This window comes from Tepidimonas thermarum, from assembly GCF_007556705.1.
Taxonomy (GTDB): Bacteria; Pseudomonadota; Gammaproteobacteria; order Burkholderiales; family Burkholderiaceae_C; genus Tepidimonas; species Tepidimonas thermarum.
Genome location: NZ_VJOL01000020.1, coordinates 1 through 19450, shown reverse-complemented (window position 1 = coordinate 19450; position 19450 = coordinate 1). Strand labels below are relative to the sequence as shown.

Sequence of the window (19450 nt, the reverse complement as noted above, 5' to 3'; positions counted from 1 at the left end):
CGCGCGCGGCTGTCAGGACGGCGCAAGGCCCCATTCCATAATGGCGGGGTTTTGATGCATCCCGAGGAGAGCCCCATGAGCCCTGATTACGCCTCGTTCTACCGCCGCTCGATCGATGAGCGCGACGCCTTCTGGAGCGAACAGGCGCGCCTGATCGACTGGCAGCGGCCCTTCGATCGCGTGTGCAACACCGAGCGCCCACCCTTTGTGCGCTGGTTCGAAGGTGGCTTGACCAACCTGTGCCACAACGCGGTCGATCGGCACTTGGCCACGCGCGCCGACCAAAACGCGCTGATCTACGTCTCCACGGAAACCAACACCGAGCGCGCCTACACCTTCGGCGAGCTGCACGTCGAGGTGCAGCGCATGGCCGCCATCCTGCGCGCGCTGGGCGTGGGCAAGGGCGATCGCGTGCTCATTTACATGCCCATGATCCCGGAGGCGGCCTTTGCCATGCTGGCTTGCGTGCGCATCGGGGCCATCCACTCGGTCGTGTTTGGCGGCTTTGCCAGCCACAGCCTTGCCACCCGCATCGACGACGCGACGCCCAAGGTCATCGTCAGCGCCGACGCGGGCATGCGCGCCGGCAAGGTGGTGCCCTACAAGCACCTGCTCGACGAAGCGATCCGGCTGTCCCACCACAAGCCCGAGCGGGTGCTCATGGTCAACCGCGGCCTGGCACCGCTGGACCCCGTAGCCGGGCGCGATGTGGACTACGCCGCCCTGCGCGAGCAACATCGGGATGCGCAGGTGCCGTGCGAATGGGTGGACAGCACCCACCCGAGCTACATCCTCTACACCAGCGGCACCACGGGCCGCCCCAAAGGCGTGCAGCGCGACACCGGCGGCTACGCGGTGGCGTTGGCGGCATCCATGCGCCACATCTACATGGCGCAGCCCGGCGAGACTTATTTCTCGACCAGCGACATTGGCTGGGTCGTCGGCCACAGCTACATCATTTACGGGCCGCTCATCAACGGCATGGCCACCATCATGTACGAGGGCACGCCGATACGGCCCGACGCCGGCATCTGGTGGCGCCTGGTGCAGGACTACCGCGTCAGCATCATGTTCACGGCGCCGACGGCGGCGCGCGTGCTCAAAAAACAGGATCCCGCCTACCTCACCCGGTACGACCTGAGCAGCCTGCGCGCCTTGTTCCTGGCCGGTGAGCCGCTGGACGAGCCCACCGCGACCTGGATGGCGCAGGCCATTGGCAAGCCCATCATCGACAATTATTGGCAAACCGAAACCGGCTGGCCCATTTTGGCCATTTGCAACGGGGTCGAGCCCGCGCCAACCCAATTCGGCTCCCCCGGCAAAGCGGTCTACGGCTTTGACGTGCGCCTGATCGACGAAAACACCGGCGAGGAAATCACCGAGCCCGGCCGCAAGGGCGTCATCGCCGTGCAGTACCCACTGCCGCCGGGCTGCCTGCAAACCGTCTGGGGTGATGACGAGCGCTACGTCAAGACCTACTGGTCCAGCATCCCCGGGCGCCAGATGTACAGCACCTTCGACTGGGGCGTGCGCGACGAAGAAGGCTACTACACCATCCTCGGCCGCACCGACGACGTGATCAACGTCGCCAGCCACCGCCTGGGCACGCGCGAGATCGAGGAGAGCATTGCCAGCCACCCGGCGGTGGCCGAAGTGGCCGTGGTGGGCGTGGCCGACGCGCTCAAGGGCCAGGTGGCGATGGCGTTTGCGGTGCTCAAAGACCCGTCGCGCGCCGCCACCGAGGCCGATGCGTTGCGCCTGGAAGGCGAGATCATGAAGCTCGTCGATGAGCAGCTGGGTGCGGTGGCGCGCCCGGCGCGCGTGCGCTTCGTATCGTTGCTGCCCAAGACGCGCAGTGGCAAGCTGCTGCGGCGCGCCATCCAGGCGGTCTGCGAGGGGCGTGACCCGGGCGACTTGACCACGCTGGACGATCCCAGCGCCTTGCAGCAGATCCGCGACCTGGTGCAGCCGGCCGCCTGAGCCGCGGGTGCACCAGCCGCCAGGCGGTTTTGGCGCGCGGTCGATTTGTGGGTATGATGGGCCCACAACGACTGCGCGCTTATATATGCAAACACTGTCTGATCACGAGGCTCACGCCGACAAAGACCGCGTTTTTGAGCTGGCGGCGGAGCTGTTTGGCATTTTGGCCACCCCGACCCGGCTGCGCATCCTCAATGCGTTGTGCGACAAGGAAAAATCGGTTTCCGAGCTGCTCGCGGAAATCGACACCACGCAGCCCAACTTGTCGCAGCATTTGAACTTGCTCTACCGCGCGGGCGTTTTGGCCAAGCGCAAGGAAGGCACGCAGGTCTACTACCGGGTGCAAAGCGAGCAGGCGGTGGCGTTGTGTCGCACGGTGTGCACGCAAATCGCCATCGAATTGGACGACGCCGGCGACGTGCCGCTCGCGCGCCGTTTGGCGCCACGGCGCGCCTGAGCCACGGCGGGGCGCGTCCGCCCGTGGAGCGTGCCAGCCGGCGGCCGATATCGGCCGGCAAAAAAGTGTGCCGCCGCTGAACTTTGGTGGCACAATGCGGCCTGCACAGGCCCTTCCAGTGTCACTGTCGCGTCCGCCAACCGGTTCAGCCGTGTCGCGGAAGGTTGTTCCAACCCGTAAGTCTCCTGCAGGGAGACGGAGGTCAGCGATTCCATGAGCGAGACCACAAGCGTCTACCAGGCCTTCAATGGCAGCTCGTACCTCTTCGGTGGCAATGCGCCATACGTCGAAGAGTTGTACGAAAAATACCTCACCGACCCCACCAGCGTACCGGATTCGTGGCGCGATTATTTCGACGCGCTGCAGCACGTGCCCGCCGTCGACGGCAGCGATGCGCGCGATGTCCCGCACATGCCGGTCATCGCCGCCTTTGCCGAAATGGCCAAGCAGGGCACCACGCAGGTGGTGGCGGCGTATGGGGCCGACTCCGACCTGGGACGCAAGCGCGTGGCCGCCCAGCAGCTCATCGCGGCCTACCGCAACCTGGGTGTGCGTTGGGCCAACCTCGATCCGCTCAAGCGCACCGAGCGCGAAAACATCCCCGAGCTCGACCCAGCGTTCTACGGCTTCACCGATGCCGACATGGAGACGGTGTTCAACACCAGCAACACCTACTTCGGCAAGGAGACGATGTCGCTGCGCGAGCTGCTCAACGCGCTGCGTGAGACCTACTGCGGCACCCTCGGCGCCGAGTACATGTACATCAGCGACCAAAAGCAAAAGCGCTGGTGGCAGGAAAAACTCGAGAGCATCCGCAGCAAACCCAACTTCACCGCGGACAAAAAGAAGCACATCCTCGAAAACCTGACCGCGGCCGAGGGGCTGGAGCGCTACCTGCACACCAAATACGTGGGGCAGAAGCGCTTCTCGCTGGAAGGGGGCGAGAGCTTCATCGCCTCGATGGAGGAGCTCATCCAGCAAGCCGGCGCGCGCGGCGTGCAAGAGGTCGTCATCGGCATGGCGCACCGCGGCCGCCTCAACGTGCTGGTCAACGTCATGGGCAAGATGCCCAAGGACTTGTTCGCGGAGTTCGAGCACACCGCGCCGGAAGACCTGCCCGCAGGGGACGTCAAATACCACCAGGGCTTCAGCTCCGACGTGTCCACCCCGGGCGGTCCGGTGCACCTGAGCCTGGCGTTCAACCCCTCGCACCTGGAAATCGTCAACCCCGTCGTCGAAGGATCGGCGCGCGCGCGTATGGACCGCCGCGGTGACCGCAAGGGCGAGCAGGTGCTGCCGGTGCTGGTGCACGGTGATGCGGCGTTTGCCGGCCAGGGCGTTGTGATGGAAACGCTGGCGCTGGCCCAGACGCGCGGTTACTACACCGGCGGCACGGTGCACATCGTCATCAACAACCAGATCGGCTTTACCACGTCCGACCCGCGCGACAGCCGCTCGACCTTGTACTGCACCGACGTGGTCAAGATGATCGAAGCGCCGGTGTTGCACGTCAACGGCGACGATCCCGAAGCGGTGGTGCTGGCCACGCAACTGGCGGTGGAGTTCCGCCAGACGTTCAAAAAGGACGTGGTCATCGACATCGTGTGCTTCCGCAAGCTGGGCCACAACGAGCAGGACACGCCGTCGCTGACGCAGCCGCTGATGTACAAAAAAATCGCCCAGCACCCAGGTACGCGCAAGCTCTACGGCGACAAGCTGATTGCGCAAGGCATTTTGCCGCCCGAAGGGCCGGAGGACATGGTCAAGGCCTATCGCGCCATGCTTGAGGAGGGGCGGCGCACCGTGGAGCCCGTGCTCACCGACTACAAGAGCAAGTACGCGGTCGATTGGACACCTTTCCTCGGCAAAAAATGGACCGATGCGGGCGACACCGCCATTCCGCTGACCGAGTGGCGGCGCCTGGCCGAGCGCATCACCACCGTGCCGGACAACATCACGCCACACCAACTGGTCAAAAAGGTGCTGGCTGACCGCGCCGCCATGGGCCGTGGCGAGCTCAACGTCGACTGGGGCATGGGCGAGCACATGGCGTTTGCGTCGCTGGTGGCCAGCGGCTACGCGGTGCGGCTGTCGGGTGAGGACTGCGGCCGCGGCACCTTCACGCACCGCCACGCCGTCATCCACGACCAGAACCGTGAGAAGTGGGACGAAGGCACCTACATCCCGTTGCAGAACGTGGCGGAGAACCAGGCGCCGTTCACCGTCATCGACTCCATCCTGTCGGAGGAGGCGGTGCTGGGCTTCGAGTACGGCTACGCCTCGAGCGACCCCAATACCCTGGTCATCTGGGAAGCCCAGTTTGGTGACTTCGCCAACGGTGCGCAGGTGGTGATCGACCAGTTCATCGCCTCGGGTGAGGTCAAGTGGGGCCGTGTCAACGGCATCACGCTGTTCCTGCCCCATGGCTACGAAGGGCAGGGGCCGGAGCACTCGTCGGCGCGCATCGAGCGCTTCATGCAGCTGGCGGCCGACACCAACATGCAAATCGTGCAGCCCACGACGGCCAGCCAGATCTTCCACGTGCTGCGCCGCCAGATGGTGCGCAACCTGCGCAAGCCGCTCATCGTCTTCACGCCGAAGTCGCTGCTGCGCAACAAGGATGCCACCTCGCCGCTGTCCGAATTCACCAAGGGCAGCTTCCAGACCGTGATCCCGGAGCAAAACGCCGACGTCGTGAAAAACGCCCAGCGCGTCAAGCGCGTCATCGTGTGCTCGGGCAAGGTGTACTACGACCTCGTGAAAAAGCGCGAGGAAAAGGGGGCCGACGATGTCGCCATCGTGCGCATCGAGCAGCTCTATCCGTTCCCGCACAAGGCCTTTGCGGCTGAGATGAAGCGCTACCCCAACGCCACCGACATCGTGTGGTGCCAGGACGAACCGCAAAACCAGGGGCCCTGGTTCTTCGTCCAGCACAACATCCACGAAAACATGCTCGATGGCCAGCGTTTGGGTTACGCCGGGCGTGCCGCATCCGCCTCGCCGGCGGTGGGCTACGCGCACCTGCACCAGGAGCAGCAAAAGGCGCTGGTGGAGGCTGCCTTCGGCCGGCTCAAGGGTTTCATCCTGTCCAAGTGATACCTGTGCACGGTAGGCGCACGCGATGGGCCGTGCGCCCGCCGTGCCGCACCCCCCTTTTCACGCATTCGTTGAGGAAGAACACACCATGGCCATCGTTGAAGTCAAAGTGCCGCAGCTGTCCGAGTCGGTGGCGGAAGCCACGCTGCTGCAATGGAAAAAGAAGGTCGGCGACACGGTTGCCGCCGACGAGATCCTGATCGAAATCGAGACCGACAAGGTCGTGTTGGAAGTGCCCGCGCCGGCCGCTGGCGTGCTGGCCGAGATCGTCGTGGGCGACGGTGGGACGGTGGTGTCCGAGCAGGTCATCGCCAAGGTCGATACCGAGGGCAAGGCCGTGGCCGCGGCGGCGCCTGCTGCGCCCGTCGCACCCGCCACCGCGCCGGCTGTGGCAACCCCGGCACCGGCGGCGGGCAGCATGGCTGGTGTGGCCATGCCGGCGGCCGCCAAGCTCATGGCTGACCACGGCTTGGCGCCCGGGTCGGTGGCCGGCACCGGCAAAGATGGCCGGGTGACCAAGGGCGATGTGCTGGCGGCGGTGGCCGCGCCCAAGCCCGCGGCGAGCGCGCCCGCCGCCATCCCGACCGGGGCACCCACGCGCGTGCTGCCGCAGGTCAGCGCGCCCGTCGGTTTGCCGGCGGAGCTGGCCAACCGGCCCGAACAGCGTGTGCCCATGACGCGTCTGCGCGCCCGCATCGCGGAGCGGCTGCTGCAATCGCAGGCGACCAATGCCATCCTGACCACCTTCAACGAGGTCAACATGGCGCCGGTCATGGAGCTGCGCAAGAAGTACCAAGAGCGCTTCGAGAAGGAGCATGGCGTCAAGCTCGGCTTCATGAGCTTTTTCGTCAAAGCGGCGGTGCACGCGCTCAAGAAGTTCCCCATCCTCAACGCCAGCGTGGATGGCAACGACATCGTCTACCACGGCTATTTCGACATCGGCATCGCGGTGGGCTCGCCGCGTGGCCTGGTCGTGCCCATCCTGCGCAACGCCGACCAAATGAGCTTTGCCGACATCGAGAAAAAGATTGCCGACTTTGGCAAGCGCGCGGCGGAGGGCAAGCTCAGCATCGACGAGATGACCGGCGGGACGTTTTCCATCTCCAACGGCGGCGTGTTCGGCTCCATGCTGTCCACCCCGATCATCAACCCGCCGCAGTCGGCCATCCTGGGTGTGCACGCGACCAAGGAGCGCCCCGTGGTGGAAAGCGGCCAGATCGTCATTCGCCCGATCAACTACCTGGCGATGTCGTACGACCACCGCATCATCGACGGCCGGGAGGCGGTGCTGGGCCTGGTGGCGATGAAGGAAGCGCTGGAAGACCCCGCGCGGCTGCTGTTCAACATCTGAGGCGACGGAGTCAACCCCATGGCACAAACATTTGACGTCGTCGTCATTGGCGCCGGCCCGGGTGGCTACATCGCCGCCATCCGCGCGGCGCAGCTCGGCTTCAAGGTCGCCTGCATCGACGAATGGAAGAACGCCGCCGGTGGCCCGGCGCCGGGGGGCACCTGCACCAACGTGGGCTGCATCCCGTCCAAGGCGTTGTTGCAGTCGTCCGAGTACTTCGAGCACGCGCAACACCACTTTGCCGACCACGGCATCAGCACCGGTACCGTCAAGATCGACGTGGCCAAGATGATCGCCCGCAAGGATGCGGTGGTCAAACAAAACAACGACGGCATCCTCTACCTGTTCAAGAAGAACAAGGTGACCTTCTTCCATGGCCGCGGCTCGTTCGTCAAGGCGGTGGAGGGCGGCTACGAGATCGCCGTCAGCGGCGACAAACCCGAGACGCTGGTGGGCAAGCAGGTGGTGGTGGCCACGGGCTCCCAGGCGCGTGCGTTGCCCGGCGTGGCCTTTGACGAAGACAAGGTGCTCTCCAACGACGGCGCGCTGCGCCTGGGCGCCGTGCCCAAGAAACTGGCCATCATCGGCGCCGGCGTGATCGGGCTGGAAATGGGTTCCGTCTGGCGCCGCCTGGGGGCGGACGTCACCATCCTCGAGGGGATGCCCACGTTCCTGGCCGCGGTGGATGAGCACATCGCCAAGGAGGCGAAAAAAGCCTTCGACAAGCAGGGCCTGAAGATCGAGCTGGGCGTCAAGGTCGGTGAGGTCAAGACCACCAAGAAGGGCGTCAGCATCGCCTACACCAGTGCCAAGGGCGAGGCGGTGACGCTGGAGGCGGACAAGCTCATCGTCTCGATCGGACGGGTGCCCAACACCGCCGGGCTCAACGCCGAGGCGGTGGGCCTGCGGCTCGACGAGCGCGGCGCCATCGTGGTGGACGACGCATGCCGCACCAACCTGCCCGGCGTGTGGGCGGTGGGCGACGTGGTGCGGGGCCCGATGCTGGCGCACAAGGCCGAGGAGGAGGGCGTGGCCGTGGCCGAGCGCATCGCCGGCCAACACCCGCACGTGGACTTCAACACCATCCCGTGGGTGATCTACACCAGCCCCGAGGTCGCCTGGGTTGGCCAGACCGAGCAGCAGCTCAAGGCCGCCGGCCGCGCCTACAAGGCGGGCACCTTCCCGTTCATGGCCAATGGCCGTGCGCGTGCCTTGGGCGACACCACCGGCATGGTCAAGATCTTGGCCGACGCCCAAACCGATCAGGTGTTGGGCGTGCACATGGTCGGGCCGATGGTGTCCGAGCTGATCGCCGAAGCCGTCATGGCCATGGAGTTCAAGGCCAGCGCCGAGGACATCGCGCGCATCTGCCACGCCCACCCGTCGCTGTCCGAGGCGACCAAGGAGGCGGCCTTGGCGGTGGACAGGCGCACGCTCAACTTCTGATGCCGTGACCGTTTCGCCGCCGACCGTGGTGATGGCATCGGCCGCTGCAGCGGCCGATGCCGCGTGGGGGCCGGTGCGGCGCGCCTACGAGGCCGCGCTGGCCGCCCACGGCTTTGCCAGTGACCCCGCCCAGCTGCGCGGGGTCGAAGCGCTGGAGCGCTGCGCTGCCGAGTGGTCGCACTTCAAACAACGGCGCTCCAACGCGTTCAAAAAGCTCATCCATCGCTTGCCCATACCGCGCGGGGTGTACCTGTGGGGGGGCGTGGGGCGCGGCAAGAGCTTTTTGATGGACTGCTTCTACAACGCCGTCCCGCTGCGGCGCAAAACGCGCCTGCACTTTCACGAATTCATGCGTGAGGTGCATCGCGAGCTGGCGGCTTTGCAGGGCACGGTCAACCCGCTGGACGCCCTGGCGCGGCGCATGGCCGAGCGTTTTCGCCTGATTTGCTTCGACGAGTTTCACGTCGCCGACGTCACCGACGCCATGATTCTGCACCGCCTGCTGGAGGCAATGCAGAGATACGGCATCGGCATGGTCACGACCAGCAACTTCCACCCGGACGGGCTCTACCCCGACGGACTGCACCGGGACCGTATTCTGCCCGCGATCGAATTGCTCAAACGCACCATGGAGGTGGTCAACGTCGATCATGGGGTGGACTACCGCCGCCGCGCGCTCGAGCACGTGCGCCTGTACCTGACACCGTTGGGCGAGGCCACCGAGCAGGAGATGGAGACCATCTTTGGGCAATTGGCCGAAGCCCAGGATGAAGACCCGGTGCTGCGCATCGAGGGGCGAGAAATCCGCGCCATCCGCCGTGCTGGCGGCGTGGTGTGGTTCGACTTTCGCACGCTGTGCGGCGGGCCGCGTTCGCAAAACGACTATTTGGAGCTGGCCAGCCAATTCCACACCGTGCTGCTGAGCAACGTGCCGCAGCTGCCGCCCAACATGGCGTCCGCGGCGCGGCGCTTTACCTGGCTGGTGGACGTGTTGTACGACCGCCGGGTCAAGCTCATCGTCTCGGCCGCCGTGCCCCCGGAGCGGCTCTACACCGAGGGGCCGCTGGCACACGAATTCCCCCGCACGGTCTCGCGCCTGCAGGAGATGCAGTCCAAGGAATACCTGGCGCTGCAGCGGCGCGACGTGGACACGGCCCTGACCTGATCCCACTGGCCAACGGGTTGCGGCGCCCAGACCCGGCGCCATGGACTACGATAGCGCCATGGAGGACGCCGACACCCGCATGGATGGTACACCCGGCGCCCCGGAATGGGCGCCGGCGTGGGGCGCGTGCGCCCCCGTGGCCGCCTGGGTGGACGCCATGACCGGTGCCGACCAGGCCGCCTACGTCTTGGCGCTCGATGGCCGGTTTGTCTGGGTCAACGCCGCCTGTGAGGCATTGTTTGGCCGCCCGGCCGGGGCGCTGCTGCGTTCGACCTTCATGGCCCTGACGCACCCGGACGATCAGGCAGGTGACCGCCAGCGCATCGGCCGCCTGATCGCGGCCGAGGTGCGCTGGATGCAGGTGGACAAGCGCTTCGTGCGCCCGGATGGCAGCATCGTGTGGGCGCGTTTGAACGTGCACCGGCCCTGGATGGACCCGGGCAGCGCAACGCCGGTGCCGGCCCCCTGGCTGCTGGTGCTCGCGCGTGAGGTGGGGCACGACAGCGCGGCGCTGGAGGCCTTGCAGCGCGGCGAGCGCCAGGTGCAGCTGGCACTCGAGGGCAGCCGCGCCGGTACCTGGGACTGGAACTTGCAGACCGACATCGTCGAGTATTCGGCCGGTTTTGCGCGTCTGCTGCGGTACCAGGGGGATGATTTTCACCGCGACTTCTCGTTTCGCGATCGCCTGCACCCGGCCGACCGCAAGCGCACGCTGGCGGCGGTGCACAAGGCGCTGAGCAGCGGTGAGGTGTTCGACGAAGCCTACCGCCTGCGCTGCTTCGATGGGCGCTGGCATTGGTTTCGTGGGCGTGGCCGGGCGATAGGCGACGTGCAAGGCAAGCCGCGCCATTTCAGCGGTATCTTGTTCGACTGGCAGGAGGCGTACCGTCAGCAGCTGCAGCTGCGGCGCAGCCAGCGGCGCATGGCGCACTTGGCGCGCCACGACCCGTTGACCGGGTTGCCCAACCGCCTGCAGTGGAACGAGCGGCTGCAAGCCGCGCTGGCCGAAGCGCAGCGCCACGGCGAGCAGCTGGCGTTGCTGATGATGGACCTGGACCGCTTCAAGGACGTCAACGACACCCTGGGCCACAGCACCGGCGATGCGCTGCTGGCCAGCGTAGGACAGCGGTTGCGCCAACGTCTGCGCCAGGGCGATGCGCTGGCGCGGCTGGGCGGCGACGAATTCGTGGTGCTGATGCGCCACGTACGTGCGGCATCGGACGCCGCCGCACTCGCGCGGGAGCTGATCGAAACGCTCGCGGGCGTATGGACCAGCCCCAGTGGGCAGGAATTGCAAATCGGCGTCAGCGTGGGCATCGCGCTCGTGCCCCATCATGGGACAGACCCCCAGGCCCTGATGGGGGCGGCCGACGCGGCGCTGTACCGGGCCAAAGCGTTGGGGCGCGGGACGTTTGCCTTCTTCAGCCAGGATCTGACCGACATGGCGGCGCGTCGCATGCAGCTCGAGTCGCGGCTGCGGCACGCGGTGCGGCAGCAGGCGTTGTCGGTCGTGGTCCAGCCGCAATTGGGTTTTGGCCAGCCCGCCCCCTGCGGCGCCGAAGCCCTGCTGCGCTGGGAGGACACGCAATTGGGGCCGGTGGCGCCGGGTGAATTCATCCCGGTGGCCGAGTCCTGCGGCCTGATCGAGGCGATGGGCCGCTGGGTGCTGGAGCAGGCGCTCGACGTCGTGGCCGGCTGGCGGGCCGCCGGTTGGCGCGATGCCTGCATCGCGGTCAACGTCTCGGCGCGGCAGTTTTCGCATGCCGATTGGGCCGACCAGGTGCTGGCGGCGCTTGCGCAACGCGGGCTGCCGGGCGCGGCGTTGGAGCTGGAGGTGACCGAGTCGGCCTTGCTGGATCCAGGGGCCGATGCCGCCGGCGCGCTGGCCCGCTTGCGCGCCCATGGCGTGGCGGTGGCGATCGACGACTTTGGCGTCAGGTATTCGTCGCTGGGCTATCTGCAGCGCCTGCCGGTGGATACGGTCAAGATCGATCGCAGCTTCGTGCGCGGCGTCGAAAACGGCGGCGACAGCCACCGGCTGTGTGCTGCCATCGTCGCCATGGCCCACCACCTGGGGCTGTCGGTGGTGGCCGAGGGGGTGGAGACGGCCGCCCAGCTCGAAGCCCTGCGCGCGATGGGGTGCGACCGCTACCAGGGTTACTGGGCAGATGGACACCCCACCGCGCCGCCCGCGGTGCTGCAGCGCTGGCGCACCGCGACCGCATCGGGAGCAAAGCCATGAACATCGAAACACCGGCCACCGACCACGTGCCATCGTCGCCCGGCGCCGGCTGGCGTACCCACGAGGTGCTCAACCAGGTGCCGGAATGGGCGGGACCAGACCTTTGGGCGGCCGATGCAGCCTTGCAGCAGGCCGTGGCGGATGCCGGCGCCGGGTGGGCGGTACCGGCCCTGCAGGCCTATGGACGCGCGATCGCAACGGCCGACGCGCGTGCGGATGCGGTGGCGGCCAACGAGCATCCTCCACGGCATCGGCCATTCGATGCGCGCGGGCACCGCATCGATGCGGTGGTCTTTCATCCCGGCTGGCACCGGTTGCTGGGCCAGCTGCGTGCCGCGGGCGGCGTCAGCGGGCCGTGGCGCGACGCGCAGCCAGGGCGCTGGACCGCTTGGGCCGCGCTGTTTTACCTGCACGGGCAGGTGGAGCAGGGCACGCTGTGCCCCGCCACCATGACGCAGGCGGCCATCCCGATTCTGCAGCGCGAACCCGGGCTGTGGTCGCTACTGGGAAGCCAGTTGCTTTGCCTCGACGACGACCCACAAGACGCACCGCTGACGCGCAAACGCGCCGTCTGGATCGGCATGGGCATGACAGAAAAACAAGGCGGATCGGACGTGCGCGCCAACACCACCACCGCTTGGCCCGTGCAGGGTCAGGGGCGCGGTGCCGTCTACCGGCTGCGCGGGCACAAATGGTTTTACTCCGCACCCACCAGTGACGCCCATCTGGTCAGCGCCCGGATCGCCGGGGAAGACGGCATTGGCTGCTTTTTTGTGCCGCGCTGGTGGATGGACGGCACGCGCAATGCCGTGCGTCTGCAGCGCCTCAAGGACAAGATGGGCAACCGCAGCAACGCCAGTGGTGAGGTCGAGTTCGAGGACGCCTGGGGCATTTTGATCGGCCCGCCAGAGCGTGGCCTGGCCACGCTGGTCGAGATGGCCAGCTACACCCGCATCAACTGTGTGCTTGGCAGCGCCGCGATTGTGCGGGCCGCGCTGGTCCAGGCCATCCACGCGGCGCGTCACCGCCACACGTTCGGGCGCCGCTTGCAAGACCAACCGGTCATGCGCGGCGTGCTGCTGGACCTCGCGTTGGAAAGCGAAGCCGCCCTGCAGCTTGGGCTGCGGTTGGCGCAGGCGTGTGAATCCGACGATCCGCTGGATCAGGCGTGGCGGCGCATTCTGACCCCGGCCGCCAAATTCTGGGTCTGCAAGCGCACCATCGCCGCCACCGCCGAGGCCATGGAGGTGCTCGGCGGCAATGGCTATGTGGTAGAGGGTGTCATGCCGCGTCTGCTGCGGGAATCGCCCGTCAACGCCATCTGGGAGGGATCGGGCAATGTGATGACGCTGGACGTGCTGCGCGCGTTGCGCAGCAACCCAGAGGGCGCCCAGGCCTTGTTACGCGACTGGGCGCAGACTTTGCGCGACGACGCGCCTGCGCGGCACGCCCTGCAACGTTTGGCGGTGACGCTAAAAGAGGGCGACCCAGCCGCGCTGCAGGCGCAGGCCCGCGAGATAACCCAGCAACTGGCATTGTTGGCACAGGCGGTGCTTTTGCGCACCCGCTCGCCACAGGCAGTGGCGGATGCGTTTATCGCCAGCCGTTTGGGGCCCTCGCCTGGCCTGACATTTGGCGTGCTCGACGCCCGTACCCACGCCACCGACGCGATCTTGCAGCGGGCATTGCCAATGGCGTAGTGGCCGCTGGCCTTCGTGCAGCGTGCCTGCGGGGACACGGCCCGGCGACGGTGTCAGCGCAGCGCAGCAGCGACCGGTCCTTGGGGGGCCCTCGATGGTGGCGGAGAGAGGGGGATTCGAACCCCCGAGGGGCTGTTAACCCCTACACGCTTTCCAGGCGTGCGACTTAAACCACTCATCCATCTCTCCGGGAGCACGCCATTGTACAACGCCGTTCACGCCTTCTTGGCCGTGGCGATCATGTGCATGGCCGACCCGATCAGCGCCGAGACTTCCGCCATGTTGCTGGGCACGATGAGTGTGGTGGTGGCGTCGTGGGCCACGCGCGCGTAGGCCTCGACCGCCTTTTCGGCCACCTTGAGCTGCACCGCCTGCTCGCCGCCAGGCTGGCGGATGGCAGCAGCCACCCGCTCGATCGCCTGCGCGGTGGCTTCGGCCACTTCGCGGATGGCGGCAGCTTCGCCCAGGGCCTGGTTGATCGCGGCTTGCTTTTCCCCTTCGCTCTTGGCGATGAACGCCGCGCGCTCGCCTTCGGCCAGGTTGATCTGCTCCTGGCGCTTGCCCTCGGAGGCAGCGATGAGCGCGCGCTTTTCCCGCTCGGCGGTGATCTGGGCCTGCATCGCGCGCAGGATTTCGGCCGGCGGCGTCAAGTCCTTGATTTCGTAGCGCAGCACCTTGACGCCCCAGTTCAGCGCCGCCTCGTCGATGGCGTTGACCACCTGCGCGTTGATCATCTCGCGTTCTTCGAACGTTTTGTCCAGCTCCAGCCGGCCGATCACGCTGCGCAGCGTGGTCTGGGCCAGCTGGGTGATGGCCAGCACGTAGTTGGACGATCCGTAGCTGGCGCGCATCGGGTCGGTGACCTGAAAGTACAGGATGCCATCGACCTTGAGCTGGGTGTTGTCCTTGGTGATGCAGATCTGCTCGGGCACGTCGAGCGGGATTTCCTTGAGGCTGTGCTTGTAGGCCACCTTCTCGATGAAGGGGACGACGAAGTTCAGCCCGGGCGCCAGGGTGCGGTCGTAGCGGCCCAGGCGCTCGACCACCCAGGCGGTTTGCTGGGGCACCACCTTGATGGACTTGACGACGAACACGACGGCGATGACGAACAGGACAAAGGCGATTTCCATGGTGGCTCCAGTGGCGACGAATGGGGATCAAAAACCGGGGTGTCAGGCGTGGGCGGGCTCGACGATGAGGCGGTTGCCCACGACGGCGGTGATGCGCCAGGCGCCGTCCGTGTGGGGTTGGCCAGGTGCCGCCTCGGCCAACCAGTCGGCGCCACGGTAGCGCACCCGCGCCGTGCCATCGGCCGCCCATTGGGTAATGTGCAGCACCTGTCCCACGTCCAGCACCACGTCGGGGTTGGCCTGCGGGGGCGGCGCCTTGGGGTGGTGGCGGCGCCAGCGCGCCCACAGCGCCACCGCGCCACCGCCGACCGCGGCGGCGGCCACGAGCTGCCCCGTCAGCGCCAACCCGGCGTGCGCCGCCACCGCGCCTGCCGCGGCCCCCACGGCCAGCATCAACAGAAAAAACGTGCCGCTGGCCAGTTCGGCCACCACGGCCAGCCCGGCCAGCACCCACCACAGCGTGGCGTCATCCATGGTTCACCCCCTTGGCATACACTCGCGGACCATGAAATTCCGCTTTCCCATCGTCATCATCGACGAAGATTACCGTTCCGACAACACCTCTGGGCTGGGCATTCGGGCGCTGGCGCAGGCCATCCAGAACGAGGGGTTCGAGGTCGTTGGCGTGACCAGCTACGGCGATTTGTCGCAGTTTGCCCAGCAGCAAAGCCGGGCCAGCGCGTTCATCTTGTCGATCGATGACGAGGAGGTCAGCGACAATCCCGAAGACGACCCCGCGGTGCAAAACCTGCGCGCCTTCGTGCAGGAGGTGCGACGGCGCAACGCCGAGGTGCCGATCTACGTCTATGGCGAGACGCGCACCAGCCGCCACCTGCCCAACGATGTGTTGCGCGAGCTGCACGGCTTCATCCACATGTTCGAGGATACGCCGGAGTTCGTGGCGCGCCACATCATCCGCGAGGCCAAAGCCTACCTGGAGTACATCCAGCCGCCGTTTTTCAAGGCGCTGCTCGACTATGCCGAAGACGGCTCCTACTCATGGCACTGCCCTGGTCACTCGGGCGGGGTGGCGTTTCTCAAAACGCCGGTGGGCCAGATGTTTCACCAATTCTTTGGCGAGAACATGCTGCGCGCCGACGTTTGCAACGCGGTGGAGGAGCTCGGGCAGCTGCTCGACCACAACGGCGCCATCGGCGAGAGCGAGCGCAACGCGGCGCGCATCTTCAACGCCGACCATTGCTTTTTCGTCACCAACGGCACCAGCACCAGCAACAAGATGGTCTGGCACCACACGGTGGCGCCGGGGGACGTGGTGGTGGTGGATCGCAACTGCCACAAGTCCATCCTGCACTCGATCATCATGACGGGCGCGATTCCTGTTTTCCTCAAGCCGACGCGCAACCACTACGGCATCATCGGCCCGATCCCGCAAAGCGAGTTCGAGCCCGACAGCATCCGCGCCAAAATCGCCGCGCACCCGTTGCTGCAGGGGGTGGATGCGCCATCGGTGCGGCCCAAAATCCTGACGCTGACGCAGTCCACCTACGACGGCGTGCTCTACAACACCGAAACCATCAAGCAGTTGCTCGACGGCTACGTCGACAACCTGCACTTCGACGAGGCGTGGCTGCCGCACGCGGCGTTCCACCCGTTCTATGGCACCTTCCACGCCATGGGGCGCAAACGCGCACGCCCGCGTCATTCGGTGGTGTATTCCACGCAGTCCATCCACAAGCTGCTGGCAGGCATCAGCCAGGCCTCGCAGGTGCTGGTGCAGGATTCGCAGACGCAGGCGCTCGACCGGCATCTGTTCAACGAGGCGTACCTGATGCACACCTCGACCAGCCCGCAGTACAGCATCATCGCCAGCTGCGACGTGGCGGCGGCGATGATGGAGCCGCCCGGCGGCACCGCGCTGGTGGAAGAAAGCATTGCCGAGTCGCTGGACTTTCGGCGCGCCATGCGCAAAGTGGACGCCGAATTTGGCCCCCAGGAGTGGTGGTTTCAGGTCTGGGGCCCCGAGGAGCTGGCCGAGGAGGGGATAGGCCGTGCCAGCGACTGGGTGCTCAAACGCACCGATGCCGACGGCGTGCAAACCGCCGATGGCGAAGACGCCTGGCATGGTTTTGGCGACATGGCGCCGGGCTTCAACATGCTCGACCCGATCAAGGCCACCATCATCACGCCCGGCCTCAACCTCAAGGGCGATTTCGCCCCCACCGGCATTCCGGCCAGCATCGTCACCAAATTTTTGGCCGAGCACGGCGTGGTGGTCGAAAAGACCGGCCTGTACTCGTTTTTCATCATGTTCACCATCGGCATCACCAAGGGCCGCTGGAACACGCTGCTGACGGCGTTGCAGCAGTTCAAAGACGACTACGACCGCAACCAGCCCATGTGGCGCGTGATGCCGGAGTTCTGCCGCAAACAGCCGCGCTACGAGCGCATGGGCCTGCGCGATCTGTGCCAGTTCGTGCACGAGATGTACGCCAAGTACGACGTGGCGCGCCTGAGCACCGAGATTTACCTCAGCGACCTGACCCCGGCCATGAAGCCCAGCGACGCTTTCGCGCAGATCGCGCGTCACAACACCGAGCGCGTCCCCATCGACGAGCTGGAAGGGCGCATCACCACCGCGCTCATCACGCCGTATCCGCCGGGCATTCCGCTGCTCATCCCCGGTGAGGTGTTCAACCGCAAGATCGTGGACTACCTCAAGTTTTCACGTGAGTTCAACGCCCGTTGCCCCGGCTTCGAGACCGACATCCACGGCCTGGTGGTGGAAGAGGGGCTCGATGGCAGTCGGCGCTACTACGCCGACTGCGTCAAGCGCGGCTGAACACGACATGCCGCGTTTGACCCAGCGCAAACGCGGGCCGCTGGCGGCGGCGCGCCGCTGCGGTCGGCCAACGCCGTCGGTTACAGTGGTGGTGTCGTCACGACATCGTTAGCACAGGAGAGACCATGTTCCCCGAGTATCGCGACCTCATCAGCCAGCTCAAAACCCGCGACCATCATTTCCAGCGCCTGTTCGACAAGCACAACGAGCTCGATGAGCGCATCCAGCGCATGGAACAGGGCATCGAGCCCGGCAGCCACGAGCAGATCGAAACGCTCAAAAAAGAAAAACTGCTGCTCAAGGACCAGCTCTACGACATCCTGCGCAAAGCGGCAACCGCCTGATCAGCTGGGCGAGGTCACTCGCTGTGGCGTGGCCACGCCCGGGGGGACGGATCAGCGCTGCACGCCGCCCGTGCCTGGGCCACCACCGTCGGCGCGCGCCTGCAGATCGTTGGGCGCGAAATCGATGCGCCGCGCGCCGTCGAAACGGTTACGCCAGTAGGCGCTGTCCATGCGTTCCAAACGCACCCGTGCCCCCGCCCGCGGTGAGTGCACGAAGCGGCCCTGGCCCACGTAAATCCCCACGTGGCTGTAGGGGCGCCCCAGCGTGTTGAAAAACACCAGATCGCCCGCGGCAAGGGCCGCTGGGTCGATCGGGCGCGTGGCTTCGGCCTGCTCCGACGCCGTGCGTGGCAGCCGTACACCCAGGGCATCCCGAAACGCCACTTGCACGAAGCCGCTGCAGTCCACGCCATCGGCGTAATCGCTGCCACCGCGCCGGTAGGGCACGCCGACGTACGCCAAGGCCACCGCCAGCACCTCGGTTCGCTTGTCATCGTCCGGCGGCGCGGGGGCGGTGTGCTGGCCGGCCAGCCATTGCGCGATCGGGTCATCCGCCGCCGCGGCCTGCGGGAGCGGATGCCGGACGGACGCAGACGGTGCCGCGCGCGCCCCCGCATCGTGCGCCACGGGCGCACTGGCGCAGCCGACCAGCCCCACGAGCGTGGCGGCCAACCCCGCGGCGCGTAAAGCCCGCGTTGCAGACCCGAGTCGTGCCATCGCGATCATGACAGCGGATACGATACGCACTTTGGTCGGTCCGCGTCAACCGGCGGCGGCGACAATGAAGCGAACATTTGGATGTTGTTGGATGCACACGACTGCCAGCTCGTGCTGGTGGACTATCAGGAACGGCTGATGCCGGCCATCGCACAGGGCGCGCAGGTGCTGCAGCGTGCGCACGTGCTGGCAGGTTTGGCCGCGCTGCTGGAGGTGCCGGTCTGGGGCACCGAGCAGGTCCCGCAACGGCTTGGGCCGTTGGTGGCGGCGCTGCGCCCGCGCTGCCGGCAGGTCTTTGCCAAAACCGCGTTTGACGCCTGCGGCAGTGGGCTGCTGGGGGCGCTGCGCGGGCCGGCCCGTCCCGCGGGCAATGCCCGCAGCCTGCCCAAACATTTGCAAAAACCGCCAGCCCCGGCGCGCCAAACCGTCGTGCTGGCGGGCTGCGAGGCGCACGTTTGCGTGCTCCAGACGGCGCTTGGCCTGCTGGAGCACGACTTCGATGTCTGGGTGGTGACGGACGCCTGCGGGTCACGCCACGAGCGCGACCGCGACGCGGCGTTGGACCGGCTCGCCGCCAATGGTGTGGAGCTGGTCACCACCGAGATGGTGGGCTTCGAGTGGCTGCGCGACGCGGACCATCCGCGGTTCCGGGAAGCACTGGCGCTGTTGAAGTGACGGGGGCGGCCCCACGCGTAGTGGGGCAAAGGGCTTCGTGATAGGTCTTGTCTATCAGAGCCAAAGAATATTTGAATTTTTAGGGGAAATACCGATGCCCCTCGGGCGTCTGACGCCCAAAATCGGTTCCTGGAATGGGCGGGCCACACAAGTGGGGGTCCGCTGCCGAAACGCATCACCAAGGAGCGCACGATGATGACTGAACTTTCCAACCGCCGTGCCGTGCTCAAGGCCGGTGGGGCGCTGGCGACGCTGGTGTCGCTGGGCGTGGTGACGGCTGAGCAGGCGCTGGCGGCGGGCCGCGAAGGCTTTGCGGCCAAGACGCTGGCCGAGGCGCTGGCGGCCGT

The 19450-nt window shown here is 66.6% G+C and carries 14 protein-coding genes and 1 tRNA gene; 11 read left to right on the top strand and 4 right to left on the bottom strand.

The features are described from left to right. Positions 1-75: 75 nt before the first annotated feature. The 8 genes from Tther_RS06535 (at position 76) to Tther_RS06500 (ending at position 13437) form a co-directional block, all read left to right on the top strand. The gene (locus tag Tther_RS06535) at positions 76-1980 is read left to right on the top strand and encodes a propionate--CoA ligase (RefSeq protein WP_143902122.1); all 1905 of its coding nucleotides are present in this window, start codon (positions 76-78) and stop codon (positions 1978-1980) included. Positions 1981-2065: 85 nt separating this feature from the next. After that, positions 2066-2437, top strand: coding sequence for an ArsR/SmtB family transcription factor (locus Tther_RS06530; protein WP_143902120.1), 372 nt, complete (start codon positions 2066-2068; stop codon positions 2435-2437). 213 nt (positions 2438-2650) lie between these two features. After that, the gene (locus Tther_RS06525) at positions 2651-5533 is read left to right on the top strand and encodes a 2-oxoglutarate dehydrogenase E1 component (protein WP_143902118.1); all 2883 of its coding nucleotides are present in this window, start codon (positions 2651-2653) and stop codon (positions 5531-5533) included. Between the two features lie 88 nt (positions 5534-5621). Further along, complete coding sequence (gene odhB, locus Tther_RS06520) at positions 5622-6884, top strand: 2-oxoglutarate dehydrogenase complex dihydrolipoyllysine-residue succinyltransferase (protein ID WP_143902116.1); 1263 nt, start codon at positions 5622-5624, stop codon at positions 6882-6884. A gap of 18 nt (positions 6885-6902) precedes the next feature. Beyond that, on the top strand, positions 6903-8330 hold the full coding sequence (lpdA, locus tag Tther_RS06515; RefSeq protein WP_143902114.1) for a dihydrolipoyl dehydrogenase: 1428 nt from the start codon (positions 6903-6905) through the stop codon (positions 8328-8330). A gap of 31 nt (positions 8331-8361) precedes the next feature. Continuing rightward, complete coding sequence (gene zapE / locus Tther_RS06510) at positions 8362-9495, top strand: cell division protein ZapE (RefSeq protein ID WP_143902160.1); 1134 nt, start codon at positions 8362-8364, stop codon at positions 9493-9495. Positions 9496-9535: 40 nt separating this feature from the next. Then, entirely contained in the window at positions 9536-11737 is a 2202-nt protein-coding gene (locus tag Tther_RS06505) for a putative bifunctional diguanylate cyclase/phosphodiesterase (RefSeq protein ID WP_143902112.1), read from the top strand. Next, entirely contained in the window at positions 11734-13437 is a 1704-nt protein-coding gene (locus Tther_RS06500) for an acyl-CoA dehydrogenase family protein (protein WP_143902110.1), read from the top strand. Before Tther_RS06505 ends, Tther_RS06500 begins: the two co-directional genes overlap by 4 nt. 98 nt (positions 13438-13535) lie before the next feature. Here the strand turns inward: Tther_RS06500 and Tther_RS06495 are convergent. The 3 genes from Tther_RS06495 to Tther_RS06485 form a co-directional block, all read right to left on the bottom strand. Then, positions 13536-13626, bottom strand: a tRNA-Ser gene (locus Tther_RS06495). 26 nt (positions 13627-13652) lie between these two features. Further along, complete coding sequence (locus Tther_RS06490) at positions 13653-14567, bottom strand: SPFH domain-containing protein (RefSeq protein ID WP_143902108.1); 915 nt, start codon at positions 14565-14567, stop codon at positions 13653-13655. 42 nt (positions 14568-14609) lie between these two features. Beyond that, a complete protein-coding gene (locus Tther_RS06485; RefSeq protein ID WP_143902106.1) occupies positions 14610-15041 on the bottom strand; it encodes an NfeD family protein in 432 nt (143 codons plus the stop codon). Between the two features lie 31 nt (positions 15042-15072). Between Tther_RS06485 and Tther_RS06480 the strand changes: the two genes are divergently transcribed. Both Tther_RS06480 and Tther_RS06475 read left to right on the top strand, forming a co-directional pair. Then, the gene (locus tag Tther_RS06480) at positions 15073-17367 is read left to right on the top strand and encodes an arginine/lysine/ornithine decarboxylase (protein ID WP_143902105.1); all 2295 of its coding nucleotides are present in this window, start codon (positions 15073-15075) and stop codon (positions 17365-17367) included. Between the two features lie 125 nt (positions 17368-17492). Further along, positions 17493-17711, top strand: coding sequence for an HP1242/YdcH family protein (locus Tther_RS06475; protein ID WP_143902103.1), 219 nt, complete (start codon positions 17493-17495; stop codon positions 17709-17711). A gap of 51 nt (positions 17712-17762) precedes the next feature. Here Tther_RS06475 and Tther_RS06470 read toward each other — a convergent pair whose 3' ends face one another. Then, positions 17763-18437, bottom strand: coding sequence for a C40 family peptidase (locus Tther_RS06470; RefSeq protein WP_143902101.1), 675 nt, complete (start codon positions 18435-18437; stop codon positions 17763-17765). Between the two features lie 72 nt (positions 18438-18509). On the opposite strand from Tther_RS06470, the gene Tther_RS06465 reads away from it, so the two are divergent. Further along, the gene (locus Tther_RS06465; RefSeq protein WP_143902099.1) at positions 18510-19103 is read left to right on the top strand and encodes an isochorismatase family protein; all 594 of its coding nucleotides are present in this window, start codon (positions 18510-18512) and stop codon (positions 19101-19103) included. Positions 19104-19450: the final 347 nt, after the last annotated feature.

Coding starts and splice junctions, on each gene's coding strand:
- Tther_RS06535 (WP_143902122.1), top strand. CDS start 76: ATGAGCCCTGATTACGCCTCGTTCTACCGCCGCTCGATCGATGAGCGC.
- Tther_RS06530 (WP_143902120.1), top strand. CDS start 2,066: ATGCAAACACTGTCTGATCACGAGGCTCACGCCGACAAAGACCGCGTT.
- Tther_RS06525 (WP_143902118.1), top strand. CDS start 2,651: ATGAGCGAGACCACAAGCGTCTACCAGGCCTTCAATGGCAGCTCGTAC.
- odhB (WP_143902116.1), top strand. CDS start 5,622: ATGGCCATCGTTGAAGTCAAAGTGCCGCAGCTGTCCGAGTCGGTGGCG.
- lpdA (WP_143902114.1), top strand. CDS start 6,903: ATGGCACAAACATTTGACGTCGTCGTCATTGGCGCCGGCCCGGGTGGC.
- zapE (WP_143902160.1), top strand. CDS start 8,362: ATGGCATCGGCCGCTGCAGCGGCCGATGCCGCGTGGGGGCCGGTGCGG.
- Tther_RS06505 (WP_143902112.1), top strand. CDS start 9,536: ATGGACTACGATAGCGCCATGGAGGACGCCGACACCCGCATGGATGGT.
- Tther_RS06500 (WP_143902110.1), top strand. CDS start 11,734: ATGAACATCGAAACACCGGCCACCGACCACGTGCCATCGTCGCCCGGC.
- Tther_RS06490 (WP_143902108.1), bottom strand. CDS start 14,567: ATGGAAATCGCCTTTGTCCTGTTCGTCATCGCCGTCGTGTTCGTCGTC.
- Tther_RS06485 (WP_143902106.1), bottom strand. CDS start 15,041: ATGGATGACGCCACGCTGTGGTGGGTGCTGGCCGGGCTGGCCGTGGTG.
- Tther_RS06480 (WP_143902105.1), top strand. CDS start 15,073: ATGAAATTCCGCTTTCCCATCGTCATCATCGACGAAGATTACCGTTCC.
- Tther_RS06475 (WP_143902103.1), top strand. CDS start 17,493: ATGTTCCCCGAGTATCGCGACCTCATCAGCCAGCTCAAAACCCGCGAC.
- Tther_RS06470 (WP_143902101.1), bottom strand. CDS start 18,437: ATGATCGCGATGGCACGACTCGGGTCTGCAACGCGGGCTTTACGCGCC.
- Tther_RS06465 (WP_143902099.1), top strand. CDS start 18,510: ATGTTGTTGGATGCACACGACTGCCAGCTCGTGCTGGTGGACTATCAG.